Annotated in this window: 14 protein-coding genes; 12 read left to right on the top strand and 2 right to left on the bottom strand. The window is 39.2% G+C overall.

Annotated elements, in window-relative coordinates; genetic code table 11:
• The first annotated feature begins 62 nt into the window (after positions 1-62).
• Positions 63-254 carry a CsbD family protein gene (locus RWN13_RS20960; protein WP_314067708.1) on the top strand — a complete coding sequence of 64 codons (192 nt, stop codon included), beginning with the start codon at positions 63-65 and terminating at the stop codon, positions 252-254.
• Between the two features lie 194 nt (positions 255-448).
• A complete protein-coding gene (locus tag RWN13_RS20955) occupies positions 449-1,123 on the top strand; it encodes a putative ABC transporter permease (RefSeq protein WP_314067706.1) in 675 nt (224 codons plus the stop codon).
• Between the two features lie 686 nt (positions 1,124-1,809).
• On the opposite strand, the gene RWN13_RS20950 is transcribed toward RWN13_RS20955, so the two are convergent.
• Positions 1,810-2,019 (bottom strand): double zinc ribbon domain-containing protein, encoded by a 210-nt coding sequence (locus tag RWN13_RS20950; protein WP_314067704.1) that lies wholly within the window; start codon positions 2,017-2,019, stop codon positions 1,810-1,812.
• A 226-nt stretch (positions 2,020-2,245) separates the two neighbouring features.
• Positions 2,246-3,730 carry a helix-turn-helix domain-containing protein gene (locus RWN13_RS20945; RefSeq protein WP_314067703.1) on the bottom strand — a complete coding sequence of 495 codons (1,485 nt, stop codon included), beginning with the start codon at positions 3,728-3,730 and terminating at the stop codon, positions 2,246-2,248.
• An 880-nt stretch (positions 3,731-4,610) separates the two neighbouring features.
• Between RWN13_RS20945 and RWN13_RS20940 the strand changes: the two genes are divergently transcribed.
• The 10 genes from RWN13_RS20940 (at position 4,611) to RWN13_RS20895 (ending at position 19,798) form a co-directional block, all read left to right on the top strand.
• A complete protein-coding gene (locus RWN13_RS20940) occupies positions 4,611-4,976 on the top strand; it encodes a hypothetical protein (RefSeq protein WP_314067702.1) in 366 nt (121 codons plus the stop codon).
• A gap of 179 nt (positions 4,977-5,155) precedes the next feature.
• A complete protein-coding gene (locus RWN13_RS20935) occupies positions 5,156-6,103 on the top strand; it encodes a hypothetical protein (RefSeq protein ID WP_314067700.1) in 948 nt (315 codons plus the stop codon).
• A gap of 29 nt (positions 6,104-6,132) precedes the next feature.
• Complete coding sequence (locus RWN13_RS20930) at positions 6,133-8,355, top strand: helix-turn-helix domain-containing protein (RefSeq protein WP_314067698.1); 2,223 nt, start codon at positions 6,133-6,135, stop codon at positions 8,353-8,355.
• Between the two features lie 15 nt (positions 8,356-8,370).
• Positions 8,371-8,883: a hypothetical protein gene (locus RWN13_RS20925; protein ID WP_314067696.1), complete on the top strand. Its 513-nt coding sequence runs from the start codon at positions 8,371-8,373 to the stop codon at positions 8,881-8,883.
• Position 8,884: 1 nt separating this feature from the next.
• The gene (locus RWN13_RS20920) at positions 8,885-11,005 is read left to right on the top strand and encodes a hypothetical protein (RefSeq protein WP_314067694.1); all 2,121 of its coding nucleotides are present in this window, start codon (positions 8,885-8,887) and stop codon (positions 11,003-11,005) included.
• A 49-nt stretch (positions 11,006-11,054) separates the two neighbouring features.
• Positions 11,055-12,743, top strand: coding sequence for an ATPase, T2SS/T4P/T4SS family (locus RWN13_RS20915; protein ID WP_314067692.1), 1,689 nt, complete (start codon positions 11,055-11,057; stop codon positions 12,741-12,743).
• Between the two features lie 44 nt (positions 12,744-12,787).
• Positions 12,788-14,401, top strand: a complete 1,614-nt coding sequence (locus tag RWN13_RS20910; protein WP_314067690.1) for a pectate lyase-like adhesive domain-containing protein — start codon at positions 12,788-12,790, stop codon at positions 14,399-14,401.
• A gap of 98 nt (positions 14,402-14,499) precedes the next feature.
• Complete coding sequence (locus RWN13_RS20905) at positions 14,500-17,352, top strand: hypothetical protein (RefSeq protein WP_314067688.1); 2,853 nt, start codon at positions 14,500-14,502, stop codon at positions 17,350-17,352.
• A gap of 80 nt (positions 17,353-17,432) precedes the next feature.
• A complete protein-coding gene (locus RWN13_RS20900; protein WP_314067687.1) occupies positions 17,433-18,584 on the top strand; it encodes a type IV pilus twitching motility protein PilT in 1,152 nt (383 codons plus the stop codon).
• On the top strand, positions 18,584-19,798 hold the full coding sequence (locus RWN13_RS20895) for a type II secretion system F family protein (protein WP_314067686.1): 1,215 nt from the start codon (positions 18,584-18,586) through the stop codon (positions 19,796-19,798). The genes RWN13_RS20900 and RWN13_RS20895 overlap by 1 nt, the downstream gene beginning before the upstream one ends.
• Positions 19,799-19,898: the final 100 nt, after the last annotated feature.

The raw sequence follows: 19,898 nt of genomic DNA, 5'->3' as shown, positions 1-19,898 counted from the left end.
TTTCTAAGCACCAAGGTACTAAGAATTGAAGGTCGGACCCATAAGAAAAAGGAGGACTTAGAATGGTAAACAAAGATGAAATCAAAGGTAAAGCAAATGAAACTGTCGGCAAAGTGACAGGTGACGAAAGCAAAGAACTTAAAGGTAAAGCCCAAGGTGCTTTCGGTAAAGTTAAAGATAAAATCGAAGATGGTTTTGAAGCAGTAGAAGACAAAGCAGAAGAAGTCATCGATAAAATCAAACATAAAAAATAATTAATAAGTAGCAGCATTTAATAAAAATAGGACTGCTTGACGGTAGGTTAGACCACGAAAATGGTCTGCCGGCCGTCTTTTTTGTTTATACACAATAAGTTTGAGGGAGAGTTCCGACTTAAGCATGAGGTAAAGCTGAAGCAACTTCTTTATAGTTAAAGGTGAAACAACTACTCATGAAGGAGGCGTTAAGAATGGCATCTGCTAGCAGACAGACAAGGCCAGTTACCATAGAAAAAATGGATTGGGTAACTGTATTTTGGTTGTTTCTTCTGGGCTCTTTTTTAGGCTATGTGATTGAGACCGCCTTTTGTTTGGTGAAGAACGGGATCTTTGAAAGCCGTCAGGGATTGTTATTTGGGCCTCTGAGTCCAGTTTATGGGATCGCCGTTGTATTGATGACCCTCTTGTTTACTCCAATATTACAAAAGAACAAAGGGATTATTTTTATGGCAAGTAGTATTCTAGGTGGACTTTATGAAGTAGTGTGCAGTTATGTTCAGGAAAGTGTGGTTGGCAGTATATCCTGGCATTATCCACCTTATGCATTGGGGATTTTTAATGGGCGCACTAGCGTAATCTACATGCTTTTTTGGGGTGTCTTAGGGCTACTTTTCGTCCGCTATGGATATCCTCAAGTGATGAAGGTGTTAAGTAGAGTCACAGCTTCAAGGATGACACGCTACACGAAATTATTAATCATCTTGTTGGCAATTAACATTGGCTTATCCGTTGTAGCTGTTAAACGCTGGACAGAACGAAATAGCGGAATCAAAGCCGAAACTAAGTTTGAGCAACGACTGGATCAAACTTTCCCAGATGCCATGATGAAAACCATTTACCCAAATATGATGTTGCCCAAAAAATAAAACGCTACGATGGATTGGTTCACTACAAATCCACGAGGCGTTTTTTAAGAAAGTCTCCATATAAAAAATAAATCCAGAAAAAGGGCTAAAACAAATAGGAAAATCGCTGCTTGGCGTAAAGGTTTGTGGTTAAAGGTTTTGGAAAAGAAAAATAACACGAAAGGGTTAAGATTGATAAAAAATAAAATAAATAGTAACACGTTAGCCCCCTCCATAAAATATTGTAGCTAAAATTGTATCATAAATAACCCTTAAATAAACAGAGGTAACATAACTGAGACACAATCATAATATACAAACTTTCTCCTAATAAGGAACGATTGTGAATAAATGATTAAGCGGGAAGAGAAAAAGGCGAGACTTTAGACCTTTTTAGCGATATAAACTTTAAGATAATGGCAATTGTCAGTAAACAGTTATTATCATTTGTAATAAAGAGAGAGAGGCTTATTTGAATTTTTTTTCACTAAAAAGAATTATAACTGCTGTTATAAGAGTTGAAATCTAACATTAATCCTCCGACCTCAGTTAGATTAAATAACGACTTATTTGCTGGAAGTGACAAGAACTGTTTAGTAAACAGTTAAAAAGAGCCGTTGTTACTGGAGGAAGTCATAGCTGACCATAAAAAACGATTGCCTTCAGCAAAGGCAATCGAATGGTTGGATTATCACACTGAATCAAACTTATGAAAGAGACTCGATTGGTTTAATTTTACCGCTTTCATAAAAAGTTGATTTAGAGCCACAAGAGTAGCAATAGCAATCCTTAGGAGCCAATTCTTCTTCACAGTCTGAACACATATTTTCAGCTAAAGAAGCACCACAATTGGAGCAAAATTCAGCATCGCTTCGGTTTCCTTTAACGCCACATTCTAAACACGCTACTGTCATCATCTATCACCTCCTTTTATCTAGTTTATCAATAAAACGGACCTATTGAAAGATAATTCACAAGCGAATTGAAAATTGGCGGATTGCAAGCCATGCGTATCAAACAAACCCACCTCATAAGAAAGAGCGATTATTGTAATTAATTCACGTGTCCAAAGAGGAAAACATAACTTAATCCATCACTTAAAAGAGCCTTCTGATCGCCATCAGAAGGCTCTTTTAAGTGATGCTAGAGGGATACCAAAGTATGAGAGGCAATGGTGTCAATTTTTTCTAAAATGTTATGCCAATCCCGCTGCGTTGGCGGATAGTCCCAAATGCAATGAGTGATGGCTGAAGGGTACTCATATTCAGCCATAAAGTTGTCTGTAATCAGTAAGTCATATTGATTGAGAGGAATATCAGAGGAATGACTCGTGTGTACAATAAGCGGCTGGTTCGCTTTTTTTATCAGAAATTGCTTTAAATACTCCTCATTCAAAGGCTCAATCGTACAAGATAACTTAACATAAATCCGGTTATTCATGAAATTAACATCGATTTCTGAGCTAAAGATAAGCAATAAGTGGTAAAGCAAATAATTGATGTTTGAACTTAAGACACTTTTGGGAAGCAAGTGGCGAATATTGTTGATGCTGTTGATGATGTGCTGATAAAAATAGGTGTTTTCTTGTGAGAAGCTTTTGATAAATGCTTCTATATTAGTGTGAGCCAGTGTTAATTTTGAAAAAAGCATGGTGTAGTAATAGAGATTTAACAATTTAAACATAAGTCGTTCCTCGTTGTGAATCAGGTTTTGGGGACAGTTTTCTTTGACGGAATCTAAAATCCCTTTTGAAAATAAATAGGCATCGCTTGGGTTGTGTTGATGCCAAAATAATCTGGAGTCTGAGTTGTCAGACTGTTCGTCAAAGATTGGATTAGCGACTAAAGCAAAGGTTAAAAAGGTGGTCTCATAGTCCAGATAAACTGGTGGAATTACAGCTGGAATAAAGGCCCCGACAATTGGCCGATAGTAGTGAAAATAAGGGTCAAGAACAATAGCATCCTGAATAAAAAAGCCAGCACGATGACGGATTTTATTAATCGCCAAACGATAATAGAACTGAATATCTTCTACTTTACTTAATTTCAGTGACATGCCCTTAATCGTTCGTTGATACGTGTGGGCTAATTGCTGATAGCTAAACTCATTAAAAGGCCATTGACCACTTTTGAGAACAGACCAGTATACCCGGTAAAAAAACTCTCTGACTTGCCATTCAGGACCTGCGATTGAGAAATTCGTCAAGTTTAAGGACAGTCCATTTTCTTCTAAAAATAATTGAATTTTTTTGACTTTTCGGTAAATCGTACTTGGAGAAACAAATAATAATTTTGCCAAGCGCTGATAGTTTAAGTTCCTCTTTTGGAATAGATTGTCTAATATTTTATAACTGAGGGATCGTTTGATATAGTGACCCTCAATTTCCCCTATTGAATGTGAGGCCGAAGTTTCCAGGAAAAGTCCTTTATTTTTTTTCGATGTGATAGTGAAAAATTGATCCGTTTGAGCTGCAAATTCTTTCAAAAAGGCAATAGTGCGAAAGGTTGTTTCCGATGAGCAATTGCCCACAGCCGATAATTCCTTTTCAGTCCACCAGCGTTCTTCAGCATATAGCGCTTTTAAAAAGAGCAGCCCCCGCTTCTCTACACCATCTAGTAATTCATTCATCCGAGCACCTCCAAGTGTTGGGTTGTCTTAATGCAGCATCTGGTAATCAAGTGGAAAACCGTTGACCTTTAGTCATCGCAGTTTTCCTGCACTCAATCCGTGTGTGTCACGAGTTTGAGTCGTTTTCAAAGAGGGGTATTTTAACTTTAGTCAATAATCTAATCAATTCAATGCCACAACTCGGTTCCACTAGCGACAATTGTGGTGACTGGGACAATTGTAAAGCAAATTAATCAAGACAGGTATTGCCATCCTAATTGAGACCTGTGATTAAACCTCAGCAAGTAAAAGGTTTGTTCAGTCCAGAGGTCGACTGGCGAATCAGTCAAAAGAGGCGTAAGCGGTGTGAGCAAGACGGTTAGCGATTCATTTACCCAATAGTTATAACATTAATCAACAGTTTGTTGAACACCCTCACAAACATCTAGCTAAGGCTATCTATAACCATAAAGCATTTGAGTTCATTTTTAAATAGATATTAAAAAATTAATCAAATCAAAAATTGGGTCTAAAAAAACTAATTATTGACACAACCATAAGGCATTTATTTTGGAAAGACAATAAAATCAGAAGAGAAAGTCGATTAACTTTAAAAAAAGATGTTTTATGAACAGGTAAGGTTTTTTGAACAGTTTTTGTAAAAAAAACGAATTACCCTGCGGAATTTCATGAATATGAAACTTTTCGCCGATTAGATGCGAAGGTAAGTATAAAAATAACATTCATTAACGAGTGTTAAAAAAACTAAATTGTGAACTAGCAAAGGGAGACTTAGCCGTGTATGATGGGTTTAAATGTTAATTGGCCATGTGCAGAGGCACTTGTGAAATGAAATATATAAAAGTGTAAATTGAAGAATAAAAGATAGGAGTTTATGTATATGAAATTAAACGTGACGATATCCTATTCGGAGTACAAGGAAATTAAGCAAAATATTCGCCTACTTAGTTTTACCTGGCGAAAGTTTTTACAAGAAAAACCAAATGACTGGTATGAATTTAAATACCATTTTGTGGTGGAAAAGTTTTTGTCTGAAGAAAAGCAGGAAGAAGCACTGTTTTCAACTATTCGCTTCAAACTATTTACAAGACGTGCAAAAATGACGGAGCAGACCTATCATCGCTTAGTTGAACTATCTGAGATTAGCGCTCATTTACAAGCCGTCCTTAAGTACCCGCCCTTTGGTGTAATGAACTACGATGAAGTATTGGAAAATACCCAGTATATCAAAAAAGGGGCAGAATGATTAAGGCAGTTTTTTTTATTTGTCTTTTTCAAAAAGGGGTAATTTATTTAAAGGGTATCTAGCCCGGACAAAATAATCAAATGGCGTTATCGTGCTGATTTTTTTACAACAGTTAGACCGTTAGAAATGAAAATCAAAAAAGAACCATAATCAAAGTCATAAGGAGCCAATCACCTATCATGCAGATTAATAGACGAAAAAGTTCAGCCAGTTCGGTAAAAAACAGTGAAATCAGTCAAGAAGTCAAATTGTTACAAGGACTAAAGGATGAATTAGAGAGTGAAAACAAGTCTTTGCGACAAAAATTAGCCGAATGTGTTGACGAGTTACAACTCATGACTAAAGCTAATGGCCAATTAAAAAAGACCCTCAAGCATTTGGAAAAACAACAAAAACCCGTCAGTGACAACAGTCAACAGGACTTATTGGAGGCTCACCAACAGATTGAGGCCTTACGTGAGAGTAAAGAATTGGCTGATCGATATCTCGATGCAAAAAAACGAGTGGAACAGGCCAACCGTAAATTAATTGAAGAAAACCTAGTATTGCGAGTAGACGCTCATCGCCATAAAAAGGGACCGCAACTCACTTCCACAGTGAATGAACCAGAAGTCAACCGCTTAAACCAGGTTATTGCAAATAAAGAAGTAGAAATCAAGAAATTAGAAGAAGAACTTAACGAACGAATCCAGAAACAAAGTCAGGACAGCTTAGCGATTAACGATAAAATAGCCCAACTGGTCAATAATCGAACCATCGATATTCAGCAAAAACTAGCGAGACGGGATCAGAAAATCAGAAGTTTGGAGCATCAGCTGAACCAACAACCAGTTCAATCTGTTCCGATTAAAAAGACCAGTCAACCAGCAGATCAGGAAAAAGCCGATATTGCACAAGTCATGCTGGAAGCAAAAGACATCGCCAACCAGTTAATCATGAGAGCCAATTTTGACATTAAGAAATCAACCGAAAAATTTGAACGTGAAAAGGCTGCTTATCAGGAAGATCTGGTTTTTCTAAAAGAGAAACTATTTGTTTTAGAATCAGAAACACGCTATTTACTAGAAAAGATGCTGATAAAAACCGACGCCATTGCCAAAGTGGAGTTAGTCAGCCGCTCAAGGTAAGAAAGCATTAGGGAAAGGAGCAACTAAGCATGAGATTTTTATTACCTCTAGTCAAACAACAAGAATTGGAGCTGGTTGAGCTGCTCTTATCAAAAGCAGGTGAGTCCTCTTACAGCGAAGCCAAAGACTGTTTGAATATTAGTTCGAAAACCCTAAATCAATTGATTTATGTTCTTAATAAAAGTTTTGATGAAGAGAACCTCTCAGTGGTAATTGAGAAAGAAGAACACAAGATAGTTTTATCCGTTTCGGAATCCTTTCATTTGAAGCGCGTTTACAAGTATTTTTACGAAGCCTCCGATTATTTTATTATATTGAAATCCATGCTCTTTTATGGCATTTCCAAAATGGCCATCTTATCTGACCTCATGTTCCTAGCCCGGTCCAGTGTCACCAGAAAATGCAATTATTTAAAGGAACAATTGGCCCATTATGATTTAATTCTCACCAATCGACCTTTGCGAATTGAAGGAGACGAATATAACATCATCATGTTTTACAGCTCACTATTCTGGGATGTCTATGGTGGGATATCCTGGCCCTTTGACGAAATCGTGTCGAAAGAAAAAATAACGCGGATTTACCAACAATTTGAGTGCCAAACCGATGGTGGCTTAGCCGATGTTGAAAAAGAACAGTTTCTCTTTCAATTAGCAGTTCTCTATTTGAGAATTAACCAGCGAACTGAAAAGAAAGTCATCGAAGCAGAATCCTTTGTCTATACCGAGGCCAATCCGACCAAAACAGCAAAATTAAGGCGCAGACTCTCACCTTTAAAGGAATTTTTCGAAAGAGAATTTAGCATCGTCTATCAGCATAAAATCAAAGGGAAAGTCAGTTTGACAAAAGATTTACAGATGTTTTTATTCCTTTATTTTCAAAGACCATGTGAGAACTACCAAGCTTATTTATTAGAATTAAAACATTTTTATTTTTCCTTTTTTAAAACCAATCCTTACGACACGGCAGAAAAGTTAGTAAGTGAATTTGAAACTTTTTTTGTCAAAGAAAGCTTTCATAGTAAGAAAGGCTTAATTGAAGAACTAACCAATGTGATGGTCTATGCGCATCCGACCATCAACAGTCAAATTGCTCAAAAAACATTGCGCCGCTACATTTTTTCACCTTATCAACGGCACGTCTTGTTCGAAAAAAAATTCAACTTCTTTTTCGAAAAAGTCGTCAAAACGACATTTTCACAGGATATTCAATTGTCCGATAGTTATTTGAAAGAAATATTAATCGGTATCTTTAGCTTAGTGATTGACATGAGCGACTACGAACTAGGATTTTCGCTCAACCTTAAGCTGGAGTCTAACGGGTTGTTTAAACAAGAAATCGGTCGCTATCTTGAAGAAAATGTCACAAGTAACTATGTAATCGAATCTGGAAACGCCGGCCGGCACCAAGCTGATTTAATTGTGACGACCATCGACTCCTTTGAGCGGAAAGCCGCAGACCAAAGCGTGCTGTACGTCTCTTCGCCAATGCTGGCTTTTGATATGAGACGGATTAAAGAACGGATAGCCAAGTTATACGGCGCTAAGATTGAAGGAGCCAAAACCAAGATGCTAAGAAAAGAAGACCTCCACGGGCACCAGTTGAATCGACTGCAACAAGAAAATGGGGCAACCCTGATAGAAGTCTTAGGAGCCATTGTGATCTTGAGTTTGGTCATCACATCGATGGCAGGCTTTTTCGTCAGCAACCAAAAAGCGTTGAATTATAATGTTAAATTGACCGAGGCACAAAGTGTTAAATTAGATGTCAAAGAATGGCTGATGAACCGAGCCGTTTCCATTGACGTAGGTGATATTAATTGGACTTGTTTTACCGGTGTGGGCTCCAGTGATCCGGCCGAGGTGGCTAGAAGTAAGTATTTGTTGCTGGATGATACCGGTTTTGTCGTTGATCCAGCTACCAACGTCAGTGGGTTTGGTGAGAAAAAATTTCGCACCTCCTATGTCAACGTACAAGGAAATACAGTGCCACGAGTGCCTTTGCGAAAGGTAACTTATGATGGGGTCACCCTGCCAAGTAAATTGACTAGTTTACCTGAACGTTTAGGTTATTATCGTGGGGATCTCCGCTATTTAGTAGGGGCAAGAGTCGTTGCCAAGGACGAATCCGTTCCATATGGCTTAAACATTCAATTAACCATATACGACAGCCAGAGCGGTGATCAATTAACGGATACCTACTTTAAGTGGGTGATTATCAATGATGAGGATAAAAATCCAATAGCTGAGTAGGGGAGGCAGGTCACTATGAAAACACTTAGACAAATTGTCATTGAGGAAGAGGGACTGAGCCTTGTTGAGTTATTAGCAGTAGTAGTGGTGTCGGCTATTTTATTTGTAAGCACCATGCAAGTGCTAAACTCCGTAATGGCGATTACCCGTAAACAGACCCTTCAAGCCGAATGTCAGCAAACAGCCAATATTCTAGTGGCTAAAATGACAACGATGTTAAAGCATAATCAAGGATTAACCATTGAAGATAATAATACTGCAGAGATTAGTTTAGTAAACAAGAGTGGTGGCAGAAAAACAATTAGGTTGACAAATTCCCACAATCGCATCTTGATTGATAAGGAGGAAATTAATCCGAAGTTGATTGTTACCAATCCCGAGGGGCTTGGTAAACCCAACTATCGGGAGAATAACACGAATTTAAATATGGTGACCTTGGATTTTTTTAATAAAGACAATCAATTGATTTATACGAGACGCGTCGACTTAACAACATACGTCGAAAAAGGGAGCAAAGGATGGTGGTGAGATGATCAAAAATGAAAAAGGGTATACATTAGCGTTTGTTTTAATTTTTTCTTTGTTTATTTCACTATTGGCATTTGTTATTTTATCGGCAGTATTATCAACGAGTGCTCAAATCAAAAAAGTCGACCAACATCAAAAAAAGCTTGATATAGGAGAGCTAGCCATTCAAGATGCGAAGTTGCAATTAGCCGAACTGATTTATGATGAGATTTCACCTGAAAGTGGTGAAGTAAAAAGTTTTGGCGAGAACGAAGTGAAACTGACAGCCCTAATGAATAAGATCAGGACAAAGTGGAATACAACTTTATCAGGCGAACATCCGCTATCAAGTTCATCAACGCCAAGTTATAAGATGGAAATTGAGCCGATTTCGGTCGGGAAAACCCAAGCCAAGGGGTATGATCAAGTAAATATATCAGATGAAAAAGCCTTAGAGGATAATATTTATGCATACCGAACGACTTTTCCATTAAGGATTTCAGTCGTGTCAGAAGAAGGAGAGCTCAAGAAACTAACATGTGATTATAACTATTCTTTGCAATGGGTCAGTAAAAAAGCTGGAGAAATAGCTGTCCAAGCTGATTATTGGGCGAGTAATTTTAAAGCGATTGATGTAAATCGGGGGTTCCGTTTTTCAAATCCTAACTATATTTCCCGTACATTTTTGAATTTAATGGAGTCACAAAAAGAAACTGGTTATTATCAAGATTTAAAGCTGACGAATTTACCACCAGGAATAGTTTCAGATCAGATTTATGGTAAACGAGGAGAGTATTTGGTAGATTATGGCGATAAAAACAAGGTTGCTGATTTTTCAAAATTAAATCGAGTGGGAACGAATAATACATTTGTGGGCTCTCTAATTTTTGAAAAGGGCGTGTCATTATTAGGTGATTCAACGGTTATGCCCACTGCCTCACTGGATATTTATAACGTTCTTAAACTGTCTAATCTTAATGAAGGCAGTACAACTGAAAATTATGTGAAGGATATAACGTTAAATGCTGGTTCGGGAATCTATATTGGCTTGAATCCTCGAGAAAATGAGTTAAACAGTGGAGGGCAGATTGCTGATTTAAATGGTGATGGCATTAAAGCAACCGTAAAACCGAATAGTCGCTTAGTTGTTGATAACAGTGATAAAAATATAATTACTTCACCTAATTTCTGGGTCAATGGTGCTATTAATAATCAAAAGAGCGATGAGTCTGGTTTGATTTTAGGAAGAGGCGTCGTTCAAGTGAAAGAAACGTTGAATAAAGTGAATCTGGATGAGTACCGCCCTTCCAGTGTGTTTGGTCCAATATTAAAAGGGGAGCAGTGGAATAAACTTCAGCATTCTGAAGGGGGCTCACTCATGATTACTAACTCGTTGGTTACATTAGGTCCAGCTGAATATAAAGTTAATGGGATCACGTCTAAAACCAATTTAACTGATACAAGACAAATTAATGTAGAGGGAAATTTTTTATTAAGTAATATGCATTATAGAATTTTATCAAATGATATTGATGGAAAATATCTATCAAATCTATTATCAAATAAGAGAAGTGTTTTGATTTTGGATGGTAAAAATACAAGTTTGAATGTTAAAGGGGTGACGCACATCGATGCTCCAAAACATAATAAAAAGAAAGTACTGACTAATCAGCTAGTAGAACCTAATTTTGCAACTGAAAATTATATAGCTTTTTCATCTACGGTACCTAAAGGATTTGATGGACAAGTACTAATCCAATTAAAAAATCAAAGTCGTATCCAATTAGGTTACACAAGTGTGGAACCTTTTGAACTAGCCATGGAAAACAATACGGTCTTTCGCATGAAGGTTGTTCCGAATGTTCTATTCTTTGATACCACCTTTTTAAAAGATTGGAAAGCCAAGGGATCAAATGGCAAAATCGTTTTGGAAGTAGGCAGTAGCTCTGATTTAACGAAAGTAAAAAAATTATTAACGGACCTAGGGGTTTCTTCAAATACAGTTAATCAGTCCACAGGTACTTATGATGACAGTGCAGCCAGTAACGGTAAAGTGACACTAGTTTACTCAAACACTGGCAATCAGGATACGCTACAATACATCAACAGAACCAGTGCCTTCATTGAGAATATTAAGTATTAAATAATGACAGTCTTCTATGTTTAATACAAGGAAGTAAAAGGAGGACATGATGGCCAGACGTAGAAGTCGGAAAAAAAGAAAAGTCATGCGTATCGATGACCTATTGGTGGCAGCCAAAGTCATCTCTGAATCAGAATTAAAAAACTTAAAAGCACGAACGACTGCTACAAAAAAATTAGAACAGTTGGTCATTGAAGAAGGGCTACTTAGTGAAATTCAACTGATGGAACTGCTAAGTAAAGAAATGGCAATTCCAATTGTTGACCTGTACAGCTACTCCTTCTCTCAAAAAGTATTGAAGTTAGTCAGTAAAAAATTTGCTCAAGAAAGAGCGTTGATTCCTTTATCGAAAAAAGACAGTCGCTTAAAAGTAGCCATGGCGGACCCTCTGGATTATTCAGCGACGACTGAATTACGCTTGTTGACAGGCCTGCAAATTAAACCGGTGTTTGCCACACGGGCGTCCATTAATTTGGCGATTGCCAAAAACTTTACTACAGATGCCAATTTGGAAGAGTGGATGCTAGAGGAACAGCAAGTTGCTGTCCCACAAACGGGAGCGATCCTGAGCCAGACTGAAGATGCACCGATCATTAAATTAGTGAATGCTATTTTAGAAAATGCCGTGGATCAACAAGCCAGTGATATTCATTTTGATCCTCAGGAAACGGAATTGGTTGTCCGTGTTCGAGTAGATGGTGAATTAGTCGAAGAACGACGGTTGCCTAAAAACATACAAAACCCCATTTTATCACGGATCAAGATCATCTCTTCGCTAGACATTACCGAAAATCGCTTGCCTCAAGACGGTCGTGCTAAAATCACGGTGGGTCAAAAGCGGGTGGATTTACGAGTGTCTTTTCTACCTACGGTCTTTGGTGAAAAAGTGGTCATTCGAGTGTTGGAGATGTCGGCGAACTTAAAAAGATTGCGCAATATGAATTTTTCAGCGGCTACATTAAGCCAATATGAGCGTTTGATTCAGCAACCACATGGTTTGTTGTTGATTACCGGCCCGACAGGATCAGGGAAATCCTCAACGCTATATGCCTCCCTTGGGGAACTTAACCATCCTAATGTGAATATTATCACGGTAGAAGATCCGGTGGAATATCAGTTGGTGGGAATTAATCAAGTTCAAGTCAACAGTCAAATCGGCTTAACTTTCGCTGCTGGTTTACGGTCAATTTTAAGACAGGATCCGGACATTGTCATGTTGGGGGAAATTCGGGACACGGAGACTGCGGAAATGGCAGTGCGGGCTTCCATGACTGGTCATTTGGTCTTAAGCACCTTGCATACCAATGACGCCATTGGCTCCGTCAATCGTTTAACCGATATGGGAGTGGATCCGTTCTTAGTCTCAACCTCTTTGTCGGGGGTTGTGGCTCAACGTTTATTGCGAACCATTTGCTTAAACTGTAAAAAAGAAGTCCCAGCCAGTCAGGAGGATCAGGCGTTTTTGCAAAAACATCACTTGTCTGCATCTGTTTTGTATGAAGGTGCCGGGTGTCCGACTTGTGGCATGACAGGTTATAAAGGGCGAATGGCAATTCACGAGTTATTTGTGATTACGCCAGAAATTCGAACCTTGATTACTCAGGAGGCAGAGAAAGATGAGTTGGTCGAAAGTGCTCGGAGATCAAAGATGACCTCACTTTTAGAAGATGGCTTGGCTAAAGCCATCGCAGGTTACACCACGATTAAAGAAGTATTAAGAGTCGCAACGAGTGAGTAATGCAACCATATAAGAAGATGCACAGGGGAAAAGGGAGATAATAAATGAAGAAAAAACGCATTATTAAGGGCATGTTGCTGGCAGGTATGACAATCTCTTTGTCCGCGGCAATACTCATCACACCATCAAGCATACTTGGACAATCGCCAACAGTAGTTGAAGCTGCTCAAACAGCAGAAGTGACCAGTTTGGATCAATTTAAGTCTGCGCTACTTAACAGCAACGTCACAGAAATTAATGTCACTAAAAGTTTTAGTTTTAAAGGAGATATTCACAATATTCCCAACCGTGACTTAGTCATTAATGGGAATGCTGATAAGGGAGTTGTGATTACTTCAGGAATTAATTCAATTTATGGCAAACAAAATTACAACAGCACGAACCTCTTATCCATTAAAAATGCCAAGATTGCTGGGGATGCAGCCGTTGGCCGATTCTTTACAGGTGGAGCAGGAAACGGGCCATCAAGTAGAGGATGGGATGTTTACGCTGAGGGCGTAACGTATACAGGTGCTCGTTTTATCCACTTAAGCGAAGGGAAACTAACCTTTGGTGGCACTAATACAATTAATACTCGTGCAGAAAATGCTTGGGTTCACTCCTTGGAGTTTTTACCTAATTCAATCTATAACGGTGTCGCAGCCAATAAGGATCATGGTCAATTTTCGGCCTTTTATTTTAACGGTCGTCTCGTTAATGGCAAAGCCGTAGGGACCGTCAAAATTGGGGCCGATGCCCAAGTAACCGTAAAAATAGGACCGCAAAGCAACGTCAACTATTATTACCCAGTTTTTTACGACAAAGTTTACAAAGTGGACATTGATGAAAATGCCACATTAGATGTTGATGCTGCTGGCGTTGCCTTTCAATTTATTCCGCGAGCGGATTATTTAGGTGATATTCCTGAAGAACGTTATAAATCACCCGTCTTAAATCTAGCCAAAAACAGTAAAGCTTACTTTAATGGTCGTGGTGGCGGAAATTATGCCACGATGAAACTACAGTACTACGGATCACGGGTTAACGTGAACGAAGGGGCAGAATTAGTTGTGACCGGTAAAAGTAAAAAAGGTGTAGTGGAGAGCGAGTATAAAGGCGCTACCTTTAACTTAACGGCACCAGGTAATTTTGAAATTACCAATAAAGAACCAGGCAATAAGTTGTTTTATTCGACTAATACCACAATCAATGCCACTGATTTATCTGAGATTAACTATTGGAATCAATTAGGTGGCGATTATAACGTCAATCCAACGGGAACTTTTGGCGAGAATAATCTCTTTAACGTCAACTTTGGTAAATTGTGTAATAGTCAAACACTAAGCGTTAATGCCACGGATACTGCAACTAAAGGGAACTTTAGAATGGAAAACTACGGCAAGATTTCCCTAAAAGGAAAATCAAATGTGGTGCCACCTAATCCAATTTGGAATGATTATAGAGTGGCAATTGAAGCTGGTCAAATAGTTATCGATTATATACAGGCCGATCGCTTAGAGCTCTATGTTGATGGTGATCTGGCTAAGATAATAAATATTAGCTATGAAGAGATTTTATCAAGTATTATGGTTAGTTATCCAGGTCTTAGCCCCAGAGCTGTTATTGAAGTTAAAGGCTTTTATCAAGGTGAAGAAGTAGGCTACGGTCGCTGGAACTAGTCTAGCGAGAAGAAAATAACCTCCCCTGTGTATCTTCTTGTATGGTAGCTAAAGAAATTAGTCTTGTTTCTTAGAAAAATAGAATGTGATGTGGTGAGATGAAAAAGTTTAGGCAAGTAATAAGTATGGGATTGCTAGTGAGTGGTTTAGTATGTGGTCTGACCGCCAATGGTGCAGAGACCCAACCGATGATAGAGAGCCCGCCTGTGTTGGTTTCAACACAAGAAACGGGCAATAGTTTTGTGTTAACCGCCATAAAAGAGGGCCATATTACCGGTGATATTCAGAGTAATGGTCATCTTCTACTAACCGGTAAGAATGTCAAAGTGAGTGGTCAAGCCAATGTTAGTGGCCAGTTAAAAAATTTGACTAAAAAATTGGAACTAACAGATAAAGTCTTGGGGGCACCACCTCTAGAGGACCCTCAACTCCATCAAGCTGTGTTGACTCGTCTATCAGATGGTGGGCAGTATCAAGACCGGTTAACGGCTCAAATAAAAAGTCAACTAGTGGTGTCTAATGTGATTCACAGTAAAAATATTTACCTGGCAGGTCTCAGGCTGTTAACGATTAATAATAGTATCGGGGCCCAAGATAGTGTGTTAGCCACTGCTAAAGAATTAAGACAAACGGGTATTTTATATGCTGAAAAAGGAAATATCACACTGTCAGCCACTGATTTGTCACTTAATGGTTTTATTTACGCCCCTAATGGCAAAGTCACAATTATTGGCAAAAAGATCAACCTGACTGGGGCGATTTACGCCAAAGAATTGTCATTGGTAGCAGATACCCTTCATGTAACGGGCAGTGAAGAGGTGGCCGCCTTTATTAAAAATCAACCTGTTGAAATCGATACGGAGCCACCGATCTTACAGCTAACGGAACCTCAATCTGAAGAAGGGTACCTGACAACACCAGAAGCAACTATTGACCTTTCTGGCGTAGCTTCAGACAACCAACAGCTTAAGCAGGTGACTTACGACAGTTACAATGGGGATCAAGAGAAGATAGCCGAAGGTACCATGACTGGTACGACGGCGTGGCAACAGTCATTGCCTCTGTCCATTGGGATGAATTATGTCACCATCAGAGCAGAAGATGCGCAAGGGAATGTGACGGAAGAGTCTTTAACCATTAAACGAGTCACAACGGAAGTGACCTTAAAAGAAGGCAATGTGTTTGTGACGGATGAGGAAGCCATAGAACTAGCCAATTCCTTTGTGTCACAAGTCGTCGATACGAAAAATACGCCGGACGTCAGCGATGACGAGTTGCAGATGACGTTGCATCGAGACAATTTAATCGAAAAAGCCTATCAAGATAAGAAATTGACCATTGGGCACATGATATATCTGCCATCTTCACCCGTTATTCCAGCAGGCTATAGCGGTAAGTTAATCAGACGTGAGGAAGTCAAAGAAGGGATTCGTTATGTCTTTTCTGAGCCGGATATTAGCGAATTATTTGAAGAAGAGTTGAGTTGGGATATTGATGAGACGGTCTCCCTGACTGAAGGATTGGCTTATGTCATGACGGCAGATGGCTCAATCGTTGGTGGTGAGTATCAAGAAGCGCAAGTGACACCGGATACGGTGGCGGAAAGAAGTAAGAAACCTAATCATTTTGTGGACTGGGGAGAACTGGCAGACTTTATAAGCCCTAAAATCGAATTAGGGGAAACCAGCAAATTTAGCTTGGGAGACGGTAAAAGTGGCTTGAGAATTTACGATCATGATGGGAATTCAGAGACGAAAAACGATCAAATTAGTCTCTTGGCAGAATTGAGTTTAAATAAGTTGACAGTCGATTCGGCTGTGGATCTTAATTTGAAAAAAGGACAGGTAAATCAACTGCGATTTGCCATGGAATTTCAAGAAGAAACGACTAATGGGCTAAAATTCGGCGGTGATTTTTCAGAAAATCTAGGAAGTGGCACCATGAATATGAGCAAAGCGTTGAAGCAGTTTAAAGATGCCACTAATCTTAACTATAAAAATGAATTAAAATTCGCCAACTTGTTTAAGTTTGAAGGGGTTAAAATGAGTGACAGCATCGTGCTAGGTTTTGTGGGCTTTAAAACGGGCAACGCTGTGGACATTCAATACGGCATGAGCTTAACCAAATATTTAGCTGAAAACGAGAAGAGCCTCCAACGATTTAGTCCCATGGTGACCTTTATGATTTTGTGTGATGCCAAAGGGTCAACCAATCTGCAAGGGACATTTTCTCTAGGTTCAACAACCGATTATCTGACGGGCTTAAACATTCAGAAAAAGAATTACAAAGGCAAAGACAATAAAACGACTGACGACAATAAAGGCAGTCAAACAAAAGAAATCAAAATCGGCACAACTGACTATGTTGTAGATGTCTACGATAAAAAAGAAGTCAGCAGCAGCACGCTGGAGGCACAATTAAAAGGACAGATGAAAACCGAACTAGGGCTAAATGTTGGCATTGGGGTCATGTTGGACAGTCTAATGCCCGCTCTTATCAAAATAGGTGGTTATGCCGACACCATGATGACCAGTGAAGCCACGTTGACCTACGATCTGCTTAATAATCAGTGGTTGACTAAAGATATTGAAGGACGATTCTCAAGTGAATACGGGTTACAAGGTACGGCGAAAGCCCGTTTGAAGATGAAAAATACGTTTGATTTAAAAGCGGACTTTAATCTGTTGAAGCGACCTATTGGCAGTTTGAAATGGCCTGTGGAGAATGAGTATAAGGTGTCGATTCAAGCTGGAGATATTGTAATTGATTACATGAAAGCTGATAAGTTAGAGTTATTCGTAGATGGCATTCTCGCTAAAATTATGAAAGTTAGCTATGAGGAAAATTTTTCTAGAAGGATAATAATTTATTCTGGAATTAGCTCTAGAGATATTATCGAAGTTAGGGGATTCTACCAAGGTGAAGAAGTCGGTTACGGACGTATGAATTAGTTTTTCAACTAAAGGATAGATAATCAAGATGAGAAGAAGTAATAAACAGGCATAAATAAAAAGGGTAGTCGGAGGGCAAGATGGACGATCAAAGAAGTACTCACTTTGACCAGATGGGTGAGAAGACAAAGAAAAAACGTAAAAGTCGAAAAGAAAACAAAGAGAGCGAGAGCTCTTATGAGTCACAACAAGCAGATACTCACATTGAGGACATTTTACGATTAGCCGTCACATCCAAGGTGTCGGACGTTCATTTCACTATTGGCGTCCCACCTATTTTCCGGAAAAATGGTGAACTACGTTTATTAGACGAAGAAGGAATACTCACCAATGATCAGACCCTGTCTTATGCTCGCGCACTTTGCACAAAAGAACGTTGGGACACTTATCAAGCCATGGGAGAAGTGGATTTGGCTTATGAAATTAAAGCAGTCAGTCGTTATCGGGTCAATATCTTCAAGCAGAAAGGCAACACGTCAATCGCCATCCGCTTGATTCCCACGGCAATTCCCAAAATGGACAGTTTGTTTTTGCCGGAAGTGTTGAAAGAAATGATCCAAAAGCATCAAGGACTATTTTTAGTCACAGGTCCAACGGGTTCTGGAAAATCAACGACCTTAGCCTCCATGATCGATCACTTGAATCGCACCCAAAAGAAACACGTGATTACCTTGGAAGATCCCATTGAGTATGTCCACAATCACGCATCAAGCATCATTGATCAGCGGGAAGTGGGCGTAGATACCCAAAGTTTTGCTAACGGGTTGCGAGCTGCACTGCGTCAAGATCCCGATATTATCCTAGTAGGAGAAATGCGGGACTTTGAGACAATATCAATCGCCTTAACCGCAGCGGAAACAGGGCATTTGGTATTAGGCACACTTCACACCTCCAGCGCAGCTTCGACGATTGAACGGTTGGTAGATGTGTTTTCCCCAGAACAACAATCACAAATCCGCACGCAACTTGCCGGTGCGTTGGTCGGGATTTTAGCTCAGCGCCTATTGCCAAATCAAAATCACAGTGGCCGTGTAGTGGCAACAGAAATGTTAGTTAACACCAAGTCGATTGCCAACTTGATTCGCAGCGATAAAACCCATCAGATTGCGAATATGTTACAGATGGGGAGAGACCTTGGCATGCATACAATGGAAAGCAGTCTAACTCAATTAATACAAAATCATGGCGTAGATGTCAGTGTCGCAGAAGCCATGATGGAAGGAGGCGACTAATGGCACAGTACAGTTATCAAGCCAGAGACATAAACGGCCACGTTCGCAAAGGTCGAATGTCAGCCGATTCACGTTCGACAGTTAGAGATAAGCTAAAAAGCAAGCGCCTAAAGCCCATTGAAGTCTTTGAAATGCCCGAGACATTGGCCACAAAAGAAATAACCTTTCTAGAACCAAAAGTAAAATTAAAGGATTTGGTGTTCTATCTAACACAGTTTTCCACATTGATCAGCGCGGGTATTACAGTGATTCGGGCCAATGAGATGCTTGTTCAACAGACATCCAGTAAAGTCTTAAAAAATGCCTTGGAAAGTGTGGTGGATGATTTAAAAGCCGGACAAACATTATCAAGTGCCTATGAGAAATTTCCCAAAGTGTTTCCACCGATGCTGACGAATGTCATTAAAGCTGCCGAAGCTTCGGGGACGTTAGAGGCCACCTTATTAAGAATGGCGATTTTTTTTGATAAGCAAAACAGAAGTAAAAACAAACTGATATCATCGATGATTTATCCTATAATCTTGATGGTTATGGCAGTCTGTGTTTCGATATTTCTAATGGTTTATGTGGTGCCGATGTTTGTTGATGTATTTGATCAAATGGGAGGTGAACTACCAGGTATAACGGTCGTGACACGAGATGTAAGTATATTCTTAAAAACCAAAGGATGGCTTATTGTAGTGTTTCTCATTATTGCTTTTGTTATCTTTCGATTATTATTGAGAAGTCCAGAGTTTCGATTAAAGATCGACATATTCAAGTTACGTTTACCAGGTTTTGGTGAGTTAATACAAAAAAGTAATATTTCAATCATTATGAGTACCTTAGCAAGTTTACTATCTAGTTCAGTTTCGGTTGTCACCGCATTGGAAATGGCGCAAGGAACAGTTGACAATCTGTATATGAAAAATATCATGCTAAAGTGCCGCAATGAGGTTGAGAAGGGGAGTTCTATGAGCATTGTCCTTCATCAAAGTTGGGCATTTCCTGCGTTAGTCACTCAGATGGTGGAAGTTGGCGAATCGACTGGAGCCCTTGAGTCGATGCTAACTAAGTTAGCTGATATTTATGAAGAAGAAGTAGCTGTTGCTTCTGAACGCTTTAAATCAATCATGGAACCTTTAATTATCATTTTTATTGCAGTAGTTGTAGGTTTCATTATTGCAGCCATTATGACACCGATGTTTTCGTTGTACCAACAAATGCAAGGATAAACAATTAAATATTTGTTCCATATTTTGTCACAAAAGTGACGAAAACTGCGACGAAAGGATATTGTAATGAGTGAATGGACTTGATAAAGTTAACTGTGTT

It is taken from the genome of uncultured Vagococcus sp., from assembly GCF_963518325.1.
Lineage (GTDB): Bacteria > Bacillota > Bacilli > Lactobacillales > Vagococcaceae > Vagococcus_D.
Note: the sequence above shows the minus strand (reverse complement) of the source record. Positions and strands in the feature narration are given on the sequence as shown.